Annotated in this window: 13 protein-coding genes and 2 pseudogenes; 6 read left to right on the top strand and 9 right to left on the bottom strand. The window is 72.7% G+C overall.

What is annotated here, in order from left to right; translation table 11 throughout:
* Positions 1-48: 48 nt before the first annotated feature.
* Both ACZ60X_RS35365 and ACZ60X_RS35360 read right to left on the bottom strand, forming a co-directional pair.
* A complete protein-coding gene (locus ACZ60X_RS35365; protein WP_469607543.1) occupies positions 49-2,442 on the bottom strand; it encodes a helix-hairpin-helix domain-containing protein in 2,394 nt (797 codons plus the stop codon).
* A gap of 263 nt (positions 2,443-2,705) precedes the next feature.
* Entirely contained in the window at positions 2,706-3,689 is a 984-nt protein-coding gene (locus ACZ60X_RS35360; protein ID WP_469607540.1) for an aldo/keto reductase, read from the bottom strand.
* Between the two features lie 187 nt (positions 3,690-3,876).
* Here ACZ60X_RS35360 and ACZ60X_RS35355 point away from each other — a divergent pair, with 187 nt between their 5' ends.
* Together ACZ60X_RS35355 and ACZ60X_RS35350 are read left to right on the top strand one after the other, a co-directional pair.
* Positions 3,877-4,932 (top strand): LLM class F420-dependent oxidoreductase, encoded by a 1,056-nt coding sequence (locus tag ACZ60X_RS35355; protein WP_469607537.1) that lies wholly within the window; start codon positions 3,877-3,879, stop codon positions 4,930-4,932.
* A gap of 245 nt (positions 4,933-5,177) precedes the next feature.
* Positions 5,178-5,966 (top strand): annotated as a pseudogene (locus ACZ60X_RS35350) (ferritin-like domain-containing protein).
* 7 nt (positions 5,967-5,973) lie between these two features.
* On the opposite strand, the pseudogene ACZ60X_RS35345 reads toward ACZ60X_RS35350, so the two are convergent.
* Positions 5,974-6,403: pseudogene (locus tag ACZ60X_RS35345) on the bottom strand (magnesium transporter CorA family protein); the annotation flags it as partial.
* Between the two features lie 99 nt (positions 6,404-6,502).
* Here ACZ60X_RS35345 and ACZ60X_RS35340 point away from each other — a divergent pair.
* From ACZ60X_RS35340 to mshC, 4 genes are all read left to right on the top strand, one after another.
* Positions 6,503-7,201 (top strand): histidine phosphatase family protein, encoded by a 699-nt coding sequence (locus tag ACZ60X_RS35340; protein ID WP_469607534.1) that lies wholly within the window; start codon positions 6,503-6,505, stop codon positions 7,199-7,201.
* A 109-nt stretch (positions 7,202-7,310) separates the two neighbouring features.
* Complete coding sequence (locus ACZ60X_RS35335; protein ID WP_469607531.1) at positions 7,311-7,901, top strand: DUF3090 domain-containing protein; 591 nt, start codon at positions 7,311-7,313, stop codon at positions 7,899-7,901.
* Positions 7,865-8,704: an SCO1664 family protein gene (locus ACZ60X_RS35330; protein ID WP_469607528.1), complete on the top strand. Its 840-nt coding sequence runs from the start codon at positions 7,865-7,867 to the stop codon at positions 8,702-8,704. Before ACZ60X_RS35335 ends, ACZ60X_RS35330 begins: the two co-directional genes overlap by 37 nt.
* 128 nt (positions 8,705-8,832) lie before the next feature.
* Entirely contained in the window at positions 8,833-10,062 is a 1,230-nt protein-coding gene (mshC, locus tag ACZ60X_RS35325) for a cysteine--1-D-myo-inosityl 2-amino-2-deoxy-alpha-D-glucopyranoside ligase (RefSeq protein WP_469607526.1), read from the top strand.
* Positions 10,063-10,123: 61 nt separating this feature from the next.
* Here the strand turns inward: mshC and ACZ60X_RS35320 are convergent, their stop codons facing one another.
* The 6 genes from ACZ60X_RS35320 to ACZ60X_RS35295 all read right to left on the bottom strand — a co-directional run bounded on the left by ACZ60X_RS35320 (position 10,124) and on the right by ACZ60X_RS35295 (position 17,217).
* Complete coding sequence (locus ACZ60X_RS35320) at positions 10,124-11,035, bottom strand: PAC2 family protein (RefSeq protein WP_469607523.1); 912 nt, start codon at positions 11,033-11,035, stop codon at positions 10,124-10,126.
* A gap of 143 nt (positions 11,036-11,178) precedes the next feature.
* Positions 11,179-11,850, bottom strand: a complete 672-nt coding sequence (locus tag ACZ60X_RS35315; RefSeq protein WP_469607520.1) for a FadR/GntR family transcriptional regulator — start codon at positions 11,848-11,850, stop codon at positions 11,179-11,181.
* A 145-nt stretch (positions 11,851-11,995) separates the two neighbouring features.
* A complete protein-coding gene (locus ACZ60X_RS35310; protein WP_469607516.1) occupies positions 11,996-13,612 on the bottom strand; it encodes a glycerol-3-phosphate dehydrogenase/oxidase in 1,617 nt (538 codons plus the stop codon).
* Positions 13,613-13,653: 41 nt separating this feature from the next.
* Complete coding sequence (gene glpK / locus ACZ60X_RS35305) at positions 13,654-15,192, bottom strand: glycerol kinase GlpK (RefSeq protein ID WP_469607514.1); 1,539 nt, start codon at positions 15,190-15,192, stop codon at positions 13,654-13,656.
* A gap of 87 nt (positions 15,193-15,279) precedes the next feature.
* Positions 15,280-16,074: an MIP/aquaporin family protein gene (locus ACZ60X_RS35300; protein WP_469607511.1), complete on the bottom strand. Its 795-nt coding sequence runs from the start codon at positions 16,072-16,074 to the stop codon at positions 15,280-15,282.
* Positions 16,075-16,452: 378 nt separating this feature from the next.
* Positions 16,453-17,217, bottom strand: a complete 765-nt coding sequence (locus ACZ60X_RS35295; protein ID WP_469607508.1) for an IclR family transcriptional regulator — start codon at positions 17,215-17,217, stop codon at positions 16,453-16,455.
* Positions 17,218-17,667 lie beyond the last annotated feature (450 nt).

The raw sequence follows: 17,667 nt of genomic DNA, 5'->3' as shown, positions 1-17,667 counted from the left end.
CCGCCGGGACCCGCCGCCCGGCCGGTCGCCGGCGCGGCGGAACGCGGCCTACTCGCTCGGCGCCTGCGTGCGCAGCAGCGTCTGCAGACGGGTCGTGCGCGGCTTGGCCATGACCTCCGCGACCGCCTTCGGCAGTGCCTGCTCCACCCCGTGGACCACGGACAGATGCCGCTCCGCGCGGCCGAACGCCGTGTACACCCAGGGCCTGCTGAGCGCCTGTGCCGCGTCGCCGGGCAGCACCACGACCGCGGCCGGCCAGCGCGCCCCGACCGCCTGATGCGCGGTCAGCGCCCAGCCGTGGCGTACGACGCCCTCCACGCGCTCGCGCGGCACGACGACCGGGACGCCCGCGCACGACAGGTGCAGCCCGTCGGCGTCGGCCTTGACGACCACGCCCGGCACCGTACGGCCGGGAGCTGGGGCGTAGGCGATCTGGTCGCCGGGGTCGAAGCCGCCGAAGCGGCCGGGACCGGGGTTGAGGCGTTCCTTCAGGGCGGCGTTGAGGGCGCGGGTGCCCGCGGCGCCGCCGTGCCCCGGGGTGATCACCACGGTCTGCTCGGCCGGAACGCCGATCGCCCTCGGCACCGAGTCCGCGACCAGCTGGACCGTGCGGTGCACGGCCTCGCCCGCGTCCCGCACGGGGACGATGACGATCTCCTTGCCGGGCGCGTCGACCTGGTTCAGCTCGCCGATGCCGATGCCGGAGACGAGTTCGCCGATCGGGCCGGGGTCGGGCACGCGCGAGGCGATCTGCGGGCAGGCGCGGGCGGCGAGCAGATCAGCGAAGACCCGGCCGGGTCCGGCGGACCACAGCACCGCCGGATCGCCGCTGAGCACCAGCCGGGCCCCGTCCGGCAGCGACTCCACGAGCATCGCGGCGCTCTCCACGTCGAGCTGGGGGGCGTCCAGCACGATCAGCAGGTCCAGCTCCAGGGCACCGTCCGCGTCCCGGCCCGGCCCCTCGGCGCCCGACAGCAGACCGGACACCGTGCCCACGCCGCGCTCGGCCGCGTCCGGACCCGGCAGCGCGGTAAGGCGCCGGCGGCCGTCGGGCGTGTGGCAGACGGCGAAGGCGCGCAGGCCGGCGGCGCGGGAGGCGTCGAGCAGGGCGGCCGGTTCGGCCCCGGCGGCCTCCCCGCCGGTGTGCAGCACCAGGCCGTGCCCGGCGACCGCGCGGGCCAGCTCGGCCGCGCCGCCGGCAGTCCGGTCGGCGGCCGCCCGCCAGGCCTCCTCGGCGTCATTCGGCAGCGAGTTGGCCAGCCGGGCCAGGCCGTCGGCGAGGCTCTCCTCGGCCAGTGCGTAGCGCTCCAGGCCGACGAGGACGCGGACCGGCCGCTCCGCGTCCTCGGCCTCGGCGGTGGCGCCCCCCTCGTCCGTCGCCCGAGGAGCGGCGTCCGCCGGGTCGTCCAGCGCGTCCTGGAAGGCCAGGGCCTCCCCCTCGGCGAGGGTGCTCTGCACGGCCGTGTCCGCGTCGGGCACGCCCTGTCGGCCCAGGGCCGCCGTGAGCGTGGGCAGTTCCAGCGCGGTGTGCCCGGCCAGCGCCGCCTGCTCCAGCAGCCAGACGGTCACCGCGCGGGCCCGCCGCTCGTCGTCCGGCCCGCAGCCGGCGCCGAGCAGCGCTCGCGCGAAGCCGTCGGCCTGCTCGGGCCGTACGCCGCCGACGCGCAGCAGCTGCCAGGGGTCCTCGCGCAGCACGGTCTCGGCCCCCTCGCCGAGCACCGCCGCGACCTGTGGGGCCAGGGCTTCGGGCGCGCCGCCCTCTGCCAGCACCTGGCGGACGGCGTCCACGGTCCGTGCCGCGGGGGCGGCGGGAGTGACAGCGGCCGGGGCCGGGGCGGGCTGCGGCCGGCGCACCGGCTCCGGGGCCGGCCGGCGCGGGGCCGGCGCGGGCTCGGCGAACGCCGTGGCCGCCGGCTTCGCGCCGCTCTCCACGGCGCGGACCGCCGCCAGCAGGTCGGCCGCCGTGCCGCTGAGCTTGGTGCCGCTCTCGATCGGCGCCTTCTTCTCGGCCTTTCGCCGCTCGATCCGCTCCCGCTCCACCCGCTGCGCGGCCAACTCGGCCTCCGCCTCGGACAACCCGCCCCCGCCTTCGGCGCCGCCACCGTTCTCACGCGCGCCGCCCTCGGCCTCGCCCGCGCCGCTCCCGCTGCCTTCCGCGCCACCGCCGGCGCCCGCACCGCTTCCGTCGGCGTCGGCGTCCGGCAGGTCCGCGGCATGGTCTGTGGCCGCGCCACCGCTCCTGCCTGCGCCTTCGACGCTCCCGCCGCCTTCCGCGCCGCCACCGCCGGCGCCGGCGTCCGACGCGTCCTCGGCACGGTCCGCTGTGCCGTCGGCGCCGCTGCCGCGCCCACCCGAGCCGACGCCGACCCCAACCCCACTCCCTGCCCCGCCGGTGTCGCCGTGGGGCCCGTGCGCCGCCGGGCTGCTCCCGCCCTCAGTCATGACCTCTCGCGTGCCGGTCTCACCGTCGGACTCGCCCGCGCCGGCGTCGCCGTGAGGCCCCCGCGCCGCCGGACCGCTCCCGCTCCCGCTCGCGCTCTCGTGCTCCGCTTCGGCGCCGTTCGCGGCGGTGCCGGATGCCGGCCCGTCGTCGCCTGGGGCGTCGGCACGGCCGGCCTCGGGTGTGGGGGTGCTTCGGCCGCCCGGGCCCTCGGGTGTGTCCGGCGTCCCCGGCCCGGCTTCCTCCGTGGTCTCCGGCTCCGTGCTCACAGCGTGCTCCAGTCGTGATCGGGATAGCGGTGCACAGGCGCCGACACATCGTCCAGCGCCCGGCAGATCTCGTCAGGAAGACTAAGGGCCTCCACTGACAACGCGGCCGTGAGCTGCTGGGCGTTGCGCGCGCCGACGATCGGGGCGGCCACGCCGGGCCGGTCCCGGACCCAGGCGAGGGCCACCTGGAGCGGGGTGACGGCGAGCCCGTCGGCGGCCGTCGTCACCGCGTCCACGATGCGCGTCGCCGTGTCGTCGAGGTACGGCTCCACGAAGGGCGCCAGATGCTCGGAGGCGCCGCGCGAGTCCGCGGGAGTGGTGTGCCGGTACTTGCCGGTCAGCACGCCCCGGCCGAGCGGGGAGGAGGGCAGCAGGCCGACGCCGAGGTCGAGGGCCGCGGGCAGCACCTCGCGCTCGACGCCCCGCTGGAGCAGCGAGTACTCCATCTGCGTGGCGGCCAGCCGGGTACGGGTGCCGGGTGCCGCGAGCTGCCAGGTGGCCGCCTTGGCGAGCTGCCAGCCGCAGAAGTTGGACACGCCGGCGTAGCGGGCGCGCCCGCTGCTCACCGCTATGTCGAGGGCCTGGAGGGTCTCCTCCAACGGCGTGCCGGGGTCGTAGGCGTGCACGTGCCACAGGTCGACGTAGTCCGTGCCCAGGCGGGCCAGGGAGTCGTCGAGCGCGGCGAGCAGATGGCCGCGGGAGCCGTCGAAGCGGCGGTCGGGGTCACGGACGCTGCCCGCCTTCGTGGAGATCACCAGGTCGCGCCGCGGCACCAGGCCCTCCATCAGCTGTCCGAGCAGATACTCCGCCTCCCCGTCGCCGTACACGTCCGCCGTGTCGACGAGCGTGCCGCCGGCTTCCCAGAACGCCTTCAGCATGTCCGCGGCGTCGTGCTGGTCGGTGTCCCGGCCCCAGGTGAGGGTGCCGAGGCCGATCCGGGACACGCGAAGGCCGGTACGGCCGAGATGCCTCTGCTCCATGTCCGCGAGATTACTGGCCAGAACCCATGCGGTGGGTGGCCTGTGGATAACTCGGCGGCCCCGCGCCGGACCTGCCCCGGACGCTGTGATCCCGGCCCCTGTCCCGGTCGTGCCCTGCCTCGGACGCCCGTCCCCGCGCTAAGGTCGCCCCCACAGCGACGTTACTCACGGGTAAGGGGATTCGGCCATGCAACTCGGGATCAACCTCGGCTACTGGGGTGCCGGAATGGACGGGGACAATCTGGCCGTGGCCCAGGAGGCCGACCGGCTGGGCTTCTCCGTGTGCTGGGCCGCCGAGGCGTACGGATCCGACGCGGCCACGGTGCTCAGCTGGGTCGCCGCCCAGACCGAGCGCATCGACGTCGGCTCCGCCATCTTCCAGATCCCGGCGCGGCAGCCCGCGATGACGGCCATGACGGCCGCGACGCTCGACTCGCTCTCCGGCGGGCGCTTCCGCCTCGGCCTCGGGGTGTCCGGTCCCCAGGTCTCCGAGGGCTGGTACGGCGTCAGGTTCGACAAGCCGCTGGCACGCACGCGTGAGTACGTCGAGATCGTGCGCAAGGCGATGACCCGGGAACGGCTGACGTTCGAAGGCGAGCACTGGACGCTGCCGCTGCCCGGCGGCCCGGGCAAGCCGATCAAGCTGACCGTGCACCCGCAGCGCGAGCACATCCCGCTGTACATCGCCGCGATCGGCCCGAAGAACCTGGAGCAGACGGGTGAGATCGCCGACGGCGCCCTGCTGATCTTCCCCTCCGCCGAGCACCTGGACGAGACCACGATCACGTACCTGCGCGCGGGGCGCGCGAAGGCCGGCAAGACCCTCGACGGCTTCGACGTCTGCCCGACCCTGCCGCTGGCCGTCGGCGACGACAAGGACGTGGCCCGGCTCGCCGACACCTTCCGGCCCTACACCGCGTTGTACGTGGGCGGCATGGGCAGCGCCAAGCAGAACTTCTACAACCAGCTCGCGCGGCGCATGGGGTACGAGAAGGAGGCCGCCGAGATCCAGGAGAAGTACCTGGCCGGGGACAAGGCCGGTGCCGCGGCCGCCGTGCCGCAGGAACTCATCGACAAGACGACCCTGCTGGGCTCCGTGGACCGGATCGCCGACCGGATGAAGGCCTACGCCGCCGCCGGGGTCACCACCCTCAGCCTCGCCCCGGCCGGCTTCACGCTGGAGGAGCGGCTCGCCTCCCTGCGGGCCGGCAGCGAGGCCCTGGAGCGGGCCGGACTGGCGTAAGGGGCTTCAGGGGGGCGCGGAGGAGGATTTCAGCGGCCGTGGTGGGGGCTCGGGGGTCTTCCCCGCCACGGCCGGCACAGGGAACAACGCGCCAGGCGCCGCCCGGTTACGACCCCCGGCGTTCCTTCTTTCGGCGGAGCCTCGGGGCACCCGTGTCGCGACTCCCCGGCGTCCGCATGTGACTCGGCCTTTGCGGAATGTCGCGCATGCTGCGAAGTCTTGCATCTTGCGGAGAGGTGGCGCCGATGCTCTCGGCCAGGAGTCTGTTCCAGGAGATCCTCGACCACGACGAGTCCTTCCGGCTGTTCTGCTCCACCGCCGCCGGCGGCGAGTCCCAGGGCGGCTGGGAGAACGGAAGGATCGCCGCGCTGGGTCCCGGAGAGCCAACGCGCCCTCGCCCCGAAGATCGCCCGCCACGTACCGACGAGGACAAGCACGGCCGCATCTTCCACGCCCTGCTGCGCAAGCGCGGACTCACGCCCGCCCCCATACCGCCCGAGACCGACTACACGATGCTCCTGGAACGGCGCGGCATCGGTCTCGCCCACGACAGACGCCGGCGCGACGAGCCGCTGACCGTGCGGGACATCATCGTCCACCTCTCCCACAGCCGCGTCACCGAGCAGCGCGCCGCCGAGCAGATGGCGCTGCTGCGCCGGTACTTCGCCGGCCACCCGGAGGTCGGCAAGGCCGTGCGGATGATCTCCGCCGGCGAGGCCGGCCACCTCGCCTACACCCACGAGGAACTGCTGGGCTTCGCCGCCGCCGGGCACGGCCGGCGGATCCAGCGCACCCTGCGCGCGTGCGCGCTCGCCGAGATCGCGGTCCACCCGGACGTCAGCCTCGCCGTCATGGCGCGCATGGGCCGCGTCCTCGGCTGGTCCCGGGCACGATCCGCCCTCTTCGCGGCCGCCATCCGCGCCGTGTACGGCTACGAACGCCTCGCCGGCCGGCGCCGTATGACCACGCTGCGCATGCCCGAGCGGCGCGACGCCCTCGGCGGGCCCGCCACCCCCGCGGCGGAGTTCGCCTGAGCGGGACTCACAGCCACGCGCGCCGCCTGGACAGGCGGTGCAGCAGCACCCCCAGCGCGGCCGTCAGCAGGATCACCGCCGGATACGACCACACCCGGTGCAGCTCCGGCATGTGGTCGAAGTTCATGGCGCAGCAGGTGGTCGCCGACGTCCCGGAACAAGGGCCGTGCCGTGTCGTGCACGAAGGGCACCGGGCCGCCGGGCGCGCCGGTGCCGGCCAGGACCTGCCGCTTGAAAGTGCAGATCCGGGACGCGGTGTGGCGCGAGCCGCCCCGCTCCGGCTCGGACACCTCCGCCTCCAGTTCCTCCGGAGCGGTCTGCAGCTCCGTCGCCACCTCCAGGCAGCGGCCGACGACGGCGTCCGAGATCGCGTACAGCACCGAGGCGGGGCCTTGTCGAGCATCTCCGGGTCCTCCTCCGGCCCGGGCCCTCGCCGCGGTGCCCGTGCCGGCAGACGGGGCAGTCCACGATCATGGAGCGCATTCTCCTTCCGCCCGCCCAGCGGCGCGCACGCCGATACGCCTACCCTGGGCCGCATGCCCACGCTGATCCTCGTAAGGCACGGACGCTCCACCGCCAACACCTCCGGCGTGCTCGCCGGATGGACGCCAGGGGTGGCCCTGGACGAGCGGGGGGCCGCCCAGGCCGCCGCGCTGCCCGCGCGGCTCGCGGGCCTGCCGATCTCCGAGGTCGTCGCCAGCCCGCTCCAGCGCTGCCAGGAGACCGTACGGCCGCTGCTGGAGGCCCGCCCCGGCCTGCGCGCCCACACCGACGAACGGATCGGGGAGTGCCACTACGGCGACTGGTCCGGCCGCAAGCTCGCCGAGCTGAAGGACGAGCCGCTGATGGAGGTCGTCCAGGCCCACCCGTCGGCCGCCGCCTTCCCCGGCGGCGAGTCCCTGCGCGCCATGCAGACGCGCGCCGCCGAGGCCGTACGCGAGTGGAACGCGCGCGTGGAGCGCGACCACGGCGCCGACGCCGTCTACCTCATGTGCTCGCACGGGGACATCATCAAGTCCCTGGTCGCCGACGCCCTCGGACTTCACCTCGACCTCTTCCAGCGGATCTCCGTGGAGCCCTGTTCCGTCACCGCGATCCGCTACACCCGCCTGCGGCCCTTCCTGATCCGGCTCGGCGACACCGGGGACTTCGCTTCCCTCGCCCCGCGCGAGGAACCCGGCGGGGACACCGGCGAGGGCGACGCACCGGTCGGGGGTGGTGCGGGCGCACCGTGATCGTCGGCCGCAGTAGGGTGAAGCGATCCACCGCAACCGGATCCACCGGGAGTCGCGCACCCGCGTGGCCCGCACCGCTGAAGCTCTCGAACCCAATGGAGATCAGGACGTGTCCCGTCAGGTGTTCCTCTACGACCCGCCGGACCGCTTCGTGGCCGGCACGGTAGGACTGCCCGGGCGCCGTACGTTCTTCCTCCAGGCCACCGCAGGCTCCCGGGTGACCAGTGTGGCCCTGGAGAAGACCCAGGTGGCCGCGCTCGCCGAGCGCATGGACGAACTGCTCGACGAGGTGGTCCGGCGCAGTGGCGGCAGCGCCGCCGTCCCCGCCATGGCGCCCACCGAGATCGCCGACACCGCCCCGCTGGAGACCCCCGTCGACGAGGAGTTCCGCGTCGGCACCATGGCGCTCGCCTGGGACGGCGAGGAGCAGCGCATGATCGTCGAGGCGCAGGCCCTGGTGGAGCTGGACGCCGACACCGAGGAGGACCTCGCCGAGGCCGAGGAGCGACTGCTCCAGGACGAGGAGAACGGGCCCCCGATGCTGCGGGTCCGGCTGACCGGCGCGCAGGCCAGGGCCTTCGCCAAGCGCGCCCTGGACGTCGTCAACGCCGGGCGGCCGCCGTGCCCGCTGTGCAGCCTCCCGCTCGATCCGGAAGGACACGTATGTCCGCGCCAGAACGGATACCGCCGCGGAGCGTGACGCCCATCGACGCCGCAGCGGACTCGGCCGTCGCCGAGTTGCTCGCGCGCGGTGAGCTGACCGTGCGCGGCCGGATCCGCGAGGCGTCCAACGCCGCGCTGTTCTGCACCATCGCCCTCGACGGGCAGGAAGCCTCCTGCGTCTACAAGCCGGTGGCCGGGGAGCGCCCCCTGTGGGACTTCCCCGACGGCACCCTGGCCGGCCGCGAGGCGGCCGCCTACGAGGTCTCCGAGGCCACCGGCTGGGGCCTGGTCCCGCCGACCGTGTTGCGCGCGGGGCCGTACGGCGAGGGCATGTGCCAGCTGTGGATCGACGTCCAGGCCGAGGCCGAGCTGCTGGCCCTGGTCGACGCCGAGGAGCCGGAGCCGGGCTGGAAGGCGATCGGCCTCGCGGAGGTCGGCGAGGGCCGCACCGCGCTGCTGGTGCACGCCGACGACGAGCGGCTGCGCCGGCTCGCCGTCCTCGACGCGGTGATCAACAACGCCGACCGCAAGGGCGGACACCTGCTGCCCACCCCCGAGGGCCGCCTCTACGGCATCGACCACGGAGTCGCCTTCCACGTCGAGAACAAGCTCCGCACCCTGTTGTGGGGCTGGGCCGGGGAGCCGCTGACCGGCGAGGCGGTCGACGTCCTTCAGAGCCTGCGCGAGGGGCTGGGCGGGCCGCTGGGCGAGCGGCTCGCCGCACTGATCACACCGGCCGAGATCGACGCCACGCGCGCGCGTGTCGAGGCGTTGCTCGCCTCCGGCGTGCATCCCGAGCCCGGCGGGGAGTGGCCGGCGATCCCGTGGCCGCCGGTGTGAGCCGGCGCGTGCGGGCCGGATGCCGGCGCCGGCAAGCACACGCGGCACGGATGCACAAGACCGTCTAACCGGCCATCCACGCCGATCCCGTTCGTATACGCAGCTCGTGGCCGGTTAGGCTCATGTACATGCATGCCTGGCCCGCTTCCGAGGTCCCCGCCCTGCCTGGTCAGGGCCGCGACCTGAGGATCCACGACACCGCGACCGGCGGTCCGGTCACCCTCGACCCCGGTCCCGTCGCCCGTCTCTACGTCTGCGGCATCACGCCGTACGACGCCACCCACATGGGGCACGCGGCGACCTACAACGCGTTCGACCTCGTTCAGCGCGTGTGGCTCGACACCAAGCGGCAGGTCCACTACGTCCAGAACGTCACCGACGTCGACGATCCGCTGCTGGAGCGCGCGGAGCGGGACGGCGTCGACTGGGTCGCCCTCGCCGAGAAGGAGACGGCCCTCTTCCGCGAGGACATGACGGCCCTCAGGATGCTCCCGCCCCAGCAGTACATAGGTGCCGTCGAGGCGATACCCGGCATCGTCCCGCTCGTGGAGCGGCTGCGCGAACTCGGCGCGGCCTACGAGCTGGAGGGCGACATCTACTTCTCCGTCGAGTCCGACCCGCACTTCGGCAAGGTCTCGAACCTCGACGCGGCCGCGATGCGGCTGCTGTCCGCCGAGCGCGGCGGCGACCCGGACCGTCCGGGCAAGAAGAACCCGCTGGACCCGATGCTGTGGATGGCGGCCCGCGAGGGCGAGCCCAGCTGGGACGGCCGCTCCCTCGGCCCCGGCCGGCCCGGCTGGCACATCGAGTGCGTGGCCATCGCCCTGGACCACCTCGGCATGGGCTTCGACGTCCAGGGCGGCGGCTCCGACCTCGCCTTCCCGCACCACGAGATGGGCGCCTCGCACGCCCAGGTGCTCACCGGTGAGTTCCCCATGGCCAGGGCCTACGTACACGCCGGCATGGTCGCCCTGAACGGCGAGAAGATGTCGAAGTCCAAGGGCAACCTGGTCTTCGTCTCCCGGCTGCGCCGCGACGGCGTCGACCCGGCCGCGATCCGGCTCGCCCTCCTGGCCCACCACTACCGCGCCGACTGGGAGTGGACCGACCAGGTCCTGCAGGACGCCGTGGCCCGCCTCGGCCGCTGGCGCGCCGCCGTCTCCCGCCCCGACGGCCCGTCCGCCGACGCGCTGGTGGAGGAGATCCGCGAGGCACTCGCCGACGACCTCGACGCCCCGGCCGCGCTGGCCGCCGTGGACCGGTGGGCCGAGCGCCAGGAGTCGGAGAGCGGCACGGACACGGGCGCGCCGGGCCTGGTGACACGGGCGGTGGACGCACTGCTCGGGGTCGCCCTGTAAACCCCGCGACCTACGGCGAAGAGGCGGCTCCCCTCGGGGAGACCGCCTCTTTTCCGTACCCTCAGTCCTCCGCGTCGTCCTCGTCGTCCTTGGCGCCGCCGGGAGAAGGCCGCGGCTTGCCGCCCGGCGGGCCCACGTCCCGGCGTCGCAGATACCGCTCGAACTCGCGGGCGATCGCCTCGCCCGACGCCTCCGGCAGCTCGGCGGTGTCCCGGGCCTCCTCCAGCGTCTGCACGTACTCGGCGACCTCGCTGTCCTCGGCGGCCAGCTGGTCCACGCCCACCTGCCAGGCGCGTGCGTCCTCAGGCAGCTCGCCCTGCGGGATGCGCACGTCCAGCAGGTCCTCCAGGCGGTTGAGCAGCGCCAGCGTGGCCTTCGGGTTCGGCGGCTGGGAGACGTAGTGCGGTACGGCCGCCCACAGCGACACCGCCGGGACGCCCGCGTGCGTGCACGCCTCCTGGAGCACGCCGACGATGCCCGTCGGCCCCTCGTACTTGGTCTCCTCCAGGTCCATCCGCTGGGCCAGGTCCGGGTCGGACGTGACCCCGCTGACCGGCACCGGACGCGTGTGCGGGGTGTCACCGAGCAGGGCGCCCAGGATGACCACCAGCTCCACACCCAGCTCGTGTGCGAAGCCCAGCAGCTCGTTGCAGAACGAACGCCAGCGCATGGACGGCTCGATGCCGCGCACCAGCACCAGATCGCGCGGCTTCTCGCCGCCGACCCGGACCACCGACAGCCGGGTCGTCGGCCACGTGATCTTGCGCACGCCGCCGTCCATGAACACCGTGGGGCGGTTCACCTGGAAGTCGTAGTAGTCCTCGGCGTCCAGCGCCGCGAACACCTCGCCCTTGAACTCGCGTTCCAGATGCGCGACCGCCGTGGAGGCGGCGTCACCGGCATCGTTCCAGCCCTCGAACGCGGCCACCATGACTGGGTCGATCAGCTCGGGAACCCCCTCCAGCTCGATCACCCAGTGCCTCCTTCCGACGTGCCCTCGCTTGACCCACCAACCTTACGGCGTCCGGCGGGGGCGCCCGCAGCCCCCTTGCACGGGGGAGTGAACGGATCACTGCCCCGATCGCCTGTGCGGAACACCCCCGGTCGGCCGGGACCTCACAGCGTGGAGCGCAGCCACTGCTCCACGCTCGCGATGTGCACGGTCGCCCAGGAGCGGGCCGCCTCCGCGTCGCGGTCGCGCAGCGCCGCCAGGATCGCCCGGTGTTCGCGCAGCGTGCGCCCGACCGCGTCCTCCTGGGTGAGGCCCCGCCAGATCCTGGCCCGCGTGGTCGGGCCCGACAGGCCGTCCAGCAGTGAGCACAGCACCGAGTTGCCCGCGCCGCGCACGATGCCGCGGTGGAACTCCAGGTCGGCGGCGACCAGTTCCTCCACCGAGGGCTCCGCGCCCAGCGCGTCCAACTGGGCGGACAGCGCGTCCAGTTGCTGCTCGCTGATCCGGAAGGCCGCCATCGCCGTCGCGGCCGGCTCCAGGATGCGGCGCACCGCGAGGAACTCCAGTACGGTGTCGTCGCGGTGGAAGTCCACGACGAAACTCATGGCCTCCAGCAGCAGTTGCGGATCCAGGCTGGTGACGTAGGTGCCGTCGCCCTGGCGTACGTCGAGGATCCGGATCAGCGACAGGGCTCTTACCGCCTCCCGCAGCGAGTTGCGGGACAGGCCGAGCGCGGCGGCCAGTTCGCTCTCCTTCGGCAGCCGGTCGCCGGGGCGCAGCGCACCGGAGACGATCATGTCCTTGATCTTCTCGATCGCCTCGTCGGTGACTGCCATGACCGGCCTCCTGTCGCCCGCCCCCTGAGCGCACGCGCTCAGACCTCGGATGTCTCAGGGCACATTATGCGGGCCCTGTCCGCGGTCGTCCGGACGAAGAGGGGCGGCCCCACCCACGGTGGAGCCGCCCCTCGCCGGGCCGGGCCTACTTCCTGTCGAGCAGGTCCTGCACCTTCCCGCGGACCTCGTCCGTGGCCAGGCCGCGGATCGTCAGCGTCGTACGGCGGCGCAGCACGTCGTCCGGCGTCTCGGCCCACTCGTGGTCACGGGCCCAGACCACCTGCGCCCAGATCTCCGGCGCCTCGGGGTGCACGCGCTCGGCCAGCTCCGGGTTCTCGTTCGCCAGCCGGGCGATGTCGAAGGCCAGGGAGCCGTAGTGGGTGGCGAGGTGCTTCGCCGTGTCGGCGGCCATGCGCGGGCCGGGCGCCGGGTGGTCCACCAGCAGGCGGTGGGCGACGGCGCGCGGGTTGGCGACGCCCGGCAGCGGCAGCTTCTTCGGCAGCGAGGAGATCGGCTCGAAGTCGTCGCCGAGCGGGTGGCCCGGCAACGCCTCCAGCTTCTTCATGATCGTGCGGCCGATGTGCCGGAAGGTGGTCCACTTGCCGCCCGCGACGGATAGCATGCCGCCCTTGCCCTCGGTCACCACGGTCTCGCGCTTGGCCTTGGCGGTGTCGCCGGGGCCGCCCGGCAGCACGCGCAGACCGGCGAAGGCGTAGGTGATCAGATCGCGGGACAGCTGCTGGTCCCGGACGGAGAACGCGGCCTCGTCCAGGATCTGGGCTATGTCCTTGTCGTTGACCGCGACGTCCGCCGGGTCGCCCTCGAACTCCTCGTCGGTGGTGCCGAGCAGCAGCATGTCCTCCCAGGGGAGGGCGAAGGTGATCCGGTACTTGTCGATCGGGGTCGCGAGCGCGGCCTTCCACGGGGAGGTGCGCTTGAGGACCAGGTGCGCGCCCTTGGAGAGGCGGATGGACGGGGCCGCGTTCGGGTCCTCCATCTTCCGCAGGTGGTCGACCCAGGGGCCGGTCGCGTTGAGCACCAGGCGGGCGCTCACGCCGAACTCGTCGCCGGACAGGCGGTCCTTGAGGTCGGCGCCGGTCACCCGGCCCTTGGTGAAGCGCAGGCCGGTGACCTCGGCGTGGTTGATGACGACCGCGCCCGCCTCGACGGCCGCGCGGACCGTCATCAGCGCCATGCGCGCGTCGTTCATCTGGTCGTCGCCGTACACGGCCACGGCCTTGAGGTTCTCGGTGCGCAGCTCGGGCACGTCCTGCGCCGCCTTGGCGGGGGAGAGCAGGTGGCCGACGCCGTCGCCGAACGCGGAGAGCGCCGAGTAGGCGAACACGCCCGCGCCGAGCTTCGCCGCGCCGTGCGGCCCGCCCTTGTACACGGGGAGGTAGAAGGTGAGCGGGTTCGCCAGGTGGGGGGCCACCTGACGGGAGACCGCACGGCGCTCGAAGTGGTTCTCCGCCACGAGCTTCACCGCACCGGTCTGCAGGTAGCGCAGGCCGCCGTGGAGCAGCTTGGAGGAGGCGGAGGACGTGGCACCGGCGAAGTCGCCGGCGTCGACCAGAGCCACCCTCAGGCCGGACTGCGCGGCGTGCCAGGCGGTGGAGATGCCCAGGATGCCGCCGCCGATCACCAGAAGGTCGTACGACGCCTTGGAGAGCTGCTCCCTGGTCTCGGCGCGGCTCGGGTTGGAGCCGGAGGCCGGGTGCGTCCCCAGGGCAGGCACGGAACTCAGGGTGGACTGACTGGTCATGTCGGGTACTTACTCCTCGTCAGAGCTGTCGTGGGGGCAGCTCAGTCCTCGTCCTCGATCCAGCCCATGGTCCGGTCGACGGCCTTGAGCCAGTTCTTGTACTCACGGTCGCGGGTCTCCGCGTCCATCTGGGGGGTCCATTCGGCGGCCCGGCGCCAGTTGGCGCGCAGTTCGTCGGTGCTGGACCAGAAGCCGACGGCCAGGCCGGCGGCGTAGGCGGCGCCGAGGCAGGTGGTCTCGGCGACCATCGGGCGCACCACCGGCGCGTCCAGGACGTCGGCGAGCGTCTGCATCAGCAGGTTGTTGGAGGTCATGCCGCCGTCCACCTTCAGGGCCACCAGCTCGTCGCCGGAGTCCTTCACCATGGCGTCGGCGATCTCCCGGGTCTGCCAGGCGGTGGCCTCCAGGACGGCGCGCGCGAGGTGCGCCTTGGTGACGTACCGGGTCAGACCGGCGATCACACCGCGGGCGTCGGAGCGCCAGTGCGGGGCGAACAGACCGGAGAAGGCCGGCACGAAGTAGGCGCCGCCGTTGTCCTCGACCGAGAGCGCGAGCGTCTCGATCTCGGCGGCGGTGGAGATGAGGCCCATCTGGTCGCGCATCCACTGCACCAGGGAGCCGGTGACGGCGATCGACCCCTCCAGGGCGTACACCGTCGGCTGGTCGCCGATCTTGTAGCCGACGGTGGTCAGCAGACCGGCGTAGGAGTTGATGATCTTGTCACCGGTGTTCATCACCATGAAGGTGCCGGTGCCGTAGGTGGACTTGGTCTCGCCCTCGGCGAAGCAGCACTGGCCGAACAGGGCCGCCTGCTGGTCGCCGAGCGCGGAGGCGACCGGGATGCCGCCGAGCAGCTCGCCGAGCTTGCCGCCCTTGATCTCGCCGTAGACCTCGGCGGAGGAGCGGATCTCGGGCAGGATCTGCTGCGGCACGCCGATGGACTCGCAGATGCGCTCGTCCCACTCCATGGTGTGCAGGTTCATCAGCAGGGTGCGGGAGGCGTTGGTGACGTCGGTGACGTGCTTGCCGCCGTCTGCACCGCCGGTCAGGTTCCAGATGACCCAGGTGTCCATGGTGCCGAAGAGGATGTCGCCGGCCTCGGCGCGCTCCTTCAGACCGTCGACGTTGTCGAGCAGCCAGCGGGCCTTGGGCCCGGAGAAGTACGAGGCGAGCGGCAGGCCCGTCTCGCGGCGGAAGCGGTCCTGGCCGACGTTGCGGCCCAGCTCCCGGCACAGGGCGTCGGTGCGGGTGTCCTGCCAGACGATGGCGTTGTAGACGGGCTCACCGGTGTTCTTGTCCCACAGCACGGTCGTCTCGCGCTGGTTGGTGATGCCGATGGCCTTGATGTCGTCGCGGGTGATGCCGGCCTTGGAGACGGCTCCGGCGACGACTTCCTGGACGTTGGTCCAGATCTCGTTGGCGTTGTGCTCGACCCAGCCCGGCTTGGGGAAGATCTGCTCGTGCTCCTTCTGGTCGACGGCGACGATCCGGCCGTCCTTGTCGAAGACGATGCAGCGCGAGGAGGTCGTGCCCTGGTCGATCGCGGCGATGAAGGGGCCTGCGGTGTGGGCGTCGGTCACTGTGTGCTCCTGGAAGATCCGTGGTGAGGGCTGTCCGTACGGCGCGTGCCGGAAGACTGCTGCTTCTTCAGCGAAACTGACTGCTTCTTAAGCGAATGCGACGTTGTAGATGCCGGCGGCGATCGCGCCGCCGATCAGCGGACCGACCACCGGGATCCAGGCGTAGGACCAGTCGGAACCGCCCTTGTTGGGCAGCGGCAGCAGGGCGTGCACGATGCGCGGACCCAGGTCACGGGCAGGGTTGATGGCGTAGCCCGTCGGGCCGCCGAGGGACAGACCGATCGACACCACCACGAGAGCGGTGACCAGTCCGCCGAGGACGCCGAGCCCGTTGCCCTTGTCGTTCAGGCCCTGGGTGAGCACCGCGAGGATCAGCACCACGGTGCCGATGATCTCCGTGGCCAGGTTCTGCGCCACGTTGCGGATCTCCGGACCGGTGGAGAAGACGCCGAGGACGGGGCCGGCGCCCTGTTCCTGGGCCTCGACGGCCTTGGCCGAGGTGGCCTGCGCGCCCGGACCGCCGACGATCTCCTTGTCGGTCAGGTGCGCGTGGAACTGGCCGTAGTAGGCGACCCACACCAGGGCCGCGCCGATCATCGCGCCGAGCAGCTGGCCGGCGAGGTAGACCGGGACGTTGGTCCAGTCGCTGTTCTTGATGGCGAGGGCGATGGTGACGGCCGGGTTGAGGTGCGCCCCGGAGAGCGGTCCGGAGATGTAGACGGCCGTCATGACGGCGAAGCCCCACCCGAAGGCGATGGCGAGCCAGCCGGCGTTACGGGCCTTGGAGGCCTTCAGCGTGACGGCCGCGCAGACGCCGCCGCCGAGCAGGATGAGTATGGCGGTACCGATGGTCTCGCCGATGAAGATGTCGGAGCTGGACACCCGCGACTCCTTTGTCCTTCGTCCAGGGGTAACCGAACCCCGGGTCCCTCCGGGAGTTCTGGCGCCCTCGGGGGTGAGAGCGATGCCGGCCCTTGGCGTTGTCACACTCTAGCGCGTATTGCCGGTAGGTGTTCGACAATGCCGACCGATGGACGGGAGTCTTGCTTTGGCGCCACACATGCGTCAAGAGTTCCGTTATCGAAAATCGGATCGTTATTGATCGTTTCCGGTTATCGCTGATCGTGCGCCCCATAGAGGCGTCAACCAGGCCCTTACGTCCGATATGTTCGTTTCAGGGTAGGGCGAGAACCGGAACGCCGCCCGGCGCCCCGGTCAACCCGCGGTGATGCACTGGCCTTGCCCTGGTGCGGGCGTGCCTCAGAAGCGCCCCGCGCCCAGGTCCCTGGAGACCGCGCGGGCGCAGTCGCGCACCGCCGCGATCAGCTCCGGCCGCAGCTCGCCGTCCCGGCACAGCCGCTCCACGGCGCCGGTGATGCCCACCGCGCCCACGGGCATCCGGCGCCGGTCGTGGATGGGCGCGGCGACGGACGCCACGCCCTCCCAGGTCTCCTCCACGTCGGCCGCGTACCCACGCGCGCGCGTGATGTCGAGGAGGTGCTCGAAGTCCTCGTGCTCGCACACCGTGCGGTCCGTGAAGGGCTTGCGCTCCGTGTCCAGTGCCTCACTGTGCGCCACCGGGTCGTAGGCCGAGAGCACCTTGCCCAGCGCGGTGGAGTGCAGTGGCTGCATGGCGCCGATCTCCAGCACCTGCCGGCTGTCGTCCGGCCGGAAGACGTGGTGCACGATCAGCACGCCCTGCTGGTGCAGCACCCCCAGATAGACGCTCTCCCCGCTGGAGCGTGCCAGGTCGTCGGTCCACACCAGCGCCCGCGCGCGCAGCTCGTGCACGTCCAGGTAGGTGGTGCCGAGGCGCAGCAGCTCCGCGCCCAGCTGGTAGCGCCCGGAGGTGTCGTCCTGCTCGACGAACCCCTCCTGCTGGAGGGTGCGCAGGATGCCGTGGGCGGTGCCTTTGGCGAGGCCCAGTGACGAGGCGATGTCCGACAGGCCGAGCCTGCGCTCGCCGCCCGCGAGCAGCCGCAGCATCGCGGCCGCCCGTTCGAGCGACTGGATGTTCCGTGCCATCGCCGTCCTGCCTCCGTCCCCTTCGACTGCCGACGAACGCGGGCGAGCCGTCCATCGGTGCCGACCGCGTCGGACACCGTTGTGCATCGTGCTACCCATCGTTCGGCAATGTCGAACACTACCGGTCCATGTCGACCTCCCGCTAATGGTCGGTCGACACCTGTTACATCACACGTGGCCGGAGCGTGACGCAGCGGCCACCCCCGTCCGCCTCGTGGACGCCGCTGCCCATCCAAGCCGACTCCCGGCTACGCTGGCGCCGTGCGGCATCCCGCCTGCCCGGCAGGACGCCGCATAGCCGACAGCCGTCGCATCTAGGGAGCCCCTTCATGGCCTCGTTGCCGCCGTCCCCTTCCGCCGACAGCCGGACCCGTGCGTCCGCGCTCCGAGAGGCGCTCGCCACGCGTGTGGTGGTCGCCGACGGGGCCATGGGCACGATGCTCCAGGCCC

The organism is Streptomyces sp. NPDC104106 (genome assembly GCF_055584345.1).
This window is presented reverse-complemented; position numbering and strand designations above follow the sequence as displayed.

Bases quoted from the DNA above. Each gene is read 5' to 3' on its own strand.
- ACZ60X_RS35365 (WP_469607543.1), bottom strand. From the start codon at position 2,442: ATGACTGAGGGCGGGAGCAGCCCGGCGGCGCACGGGCCCCACGGCGAC.
- ACZ60X_RS35360 (WP_469607540.1), bottom strand. From the start codon at position 3,689: ATGGAGCAGAGGCATCTCGGCCGTACCGGCCTTCGCGTGTCCCGGATC.
- ACZ60X_RS35355 (WP_469607537.1), top strand. From the start codon at position 3,877: ATGCAACTCGGGATCAACCTCGGCTACTGGGGTGCCGGAATGGACGGG.
- ACZ60X_RS35340 (WP_469607534.1), top strand. From the start codon at position 6,503: ATGCCCACGCTGATCCTCGTAAGGCACGGACGCTCCACCGCCAACACC.
- ACZ60X_RS35330 (WP_469607528.1), top strand. From the start codon at position 7,865: ATGTCCGCGCCAGAACGGATACCGCCGCGGAGCGTGACGCCCATCGAC.
- mshC (WP_469607526.1), top strand. From the start codon at position 8,833: ATGCATGCCTGGCCCGCTTCCGAGGTCCCCGCCCTGCCTGGTCAGGGC.
- ACZ60X_RS35315 (WP_469607520.1), bottom strand. From the start codon at position 11,850: ATGGCAGTCACCGACGAGGCGATCGAGAAGATCAAGGACATGATCGTC.
- ACZ60X_RS35310 (WP_469607516.1), bottom strand. From the start codon at position 13,612: ATGACCAGTCAGTCCACCCTGAGTTCCGTGCCTGCCCTGGGGACGCAC.
- ACZ60X_RS35295 (WP_469607508.1), bottom strand. From the start codon at position 17,217: ATGGCACGGAACATCCAGTCGCTCGAACGGGCGGCCGCGATGCTGCGG.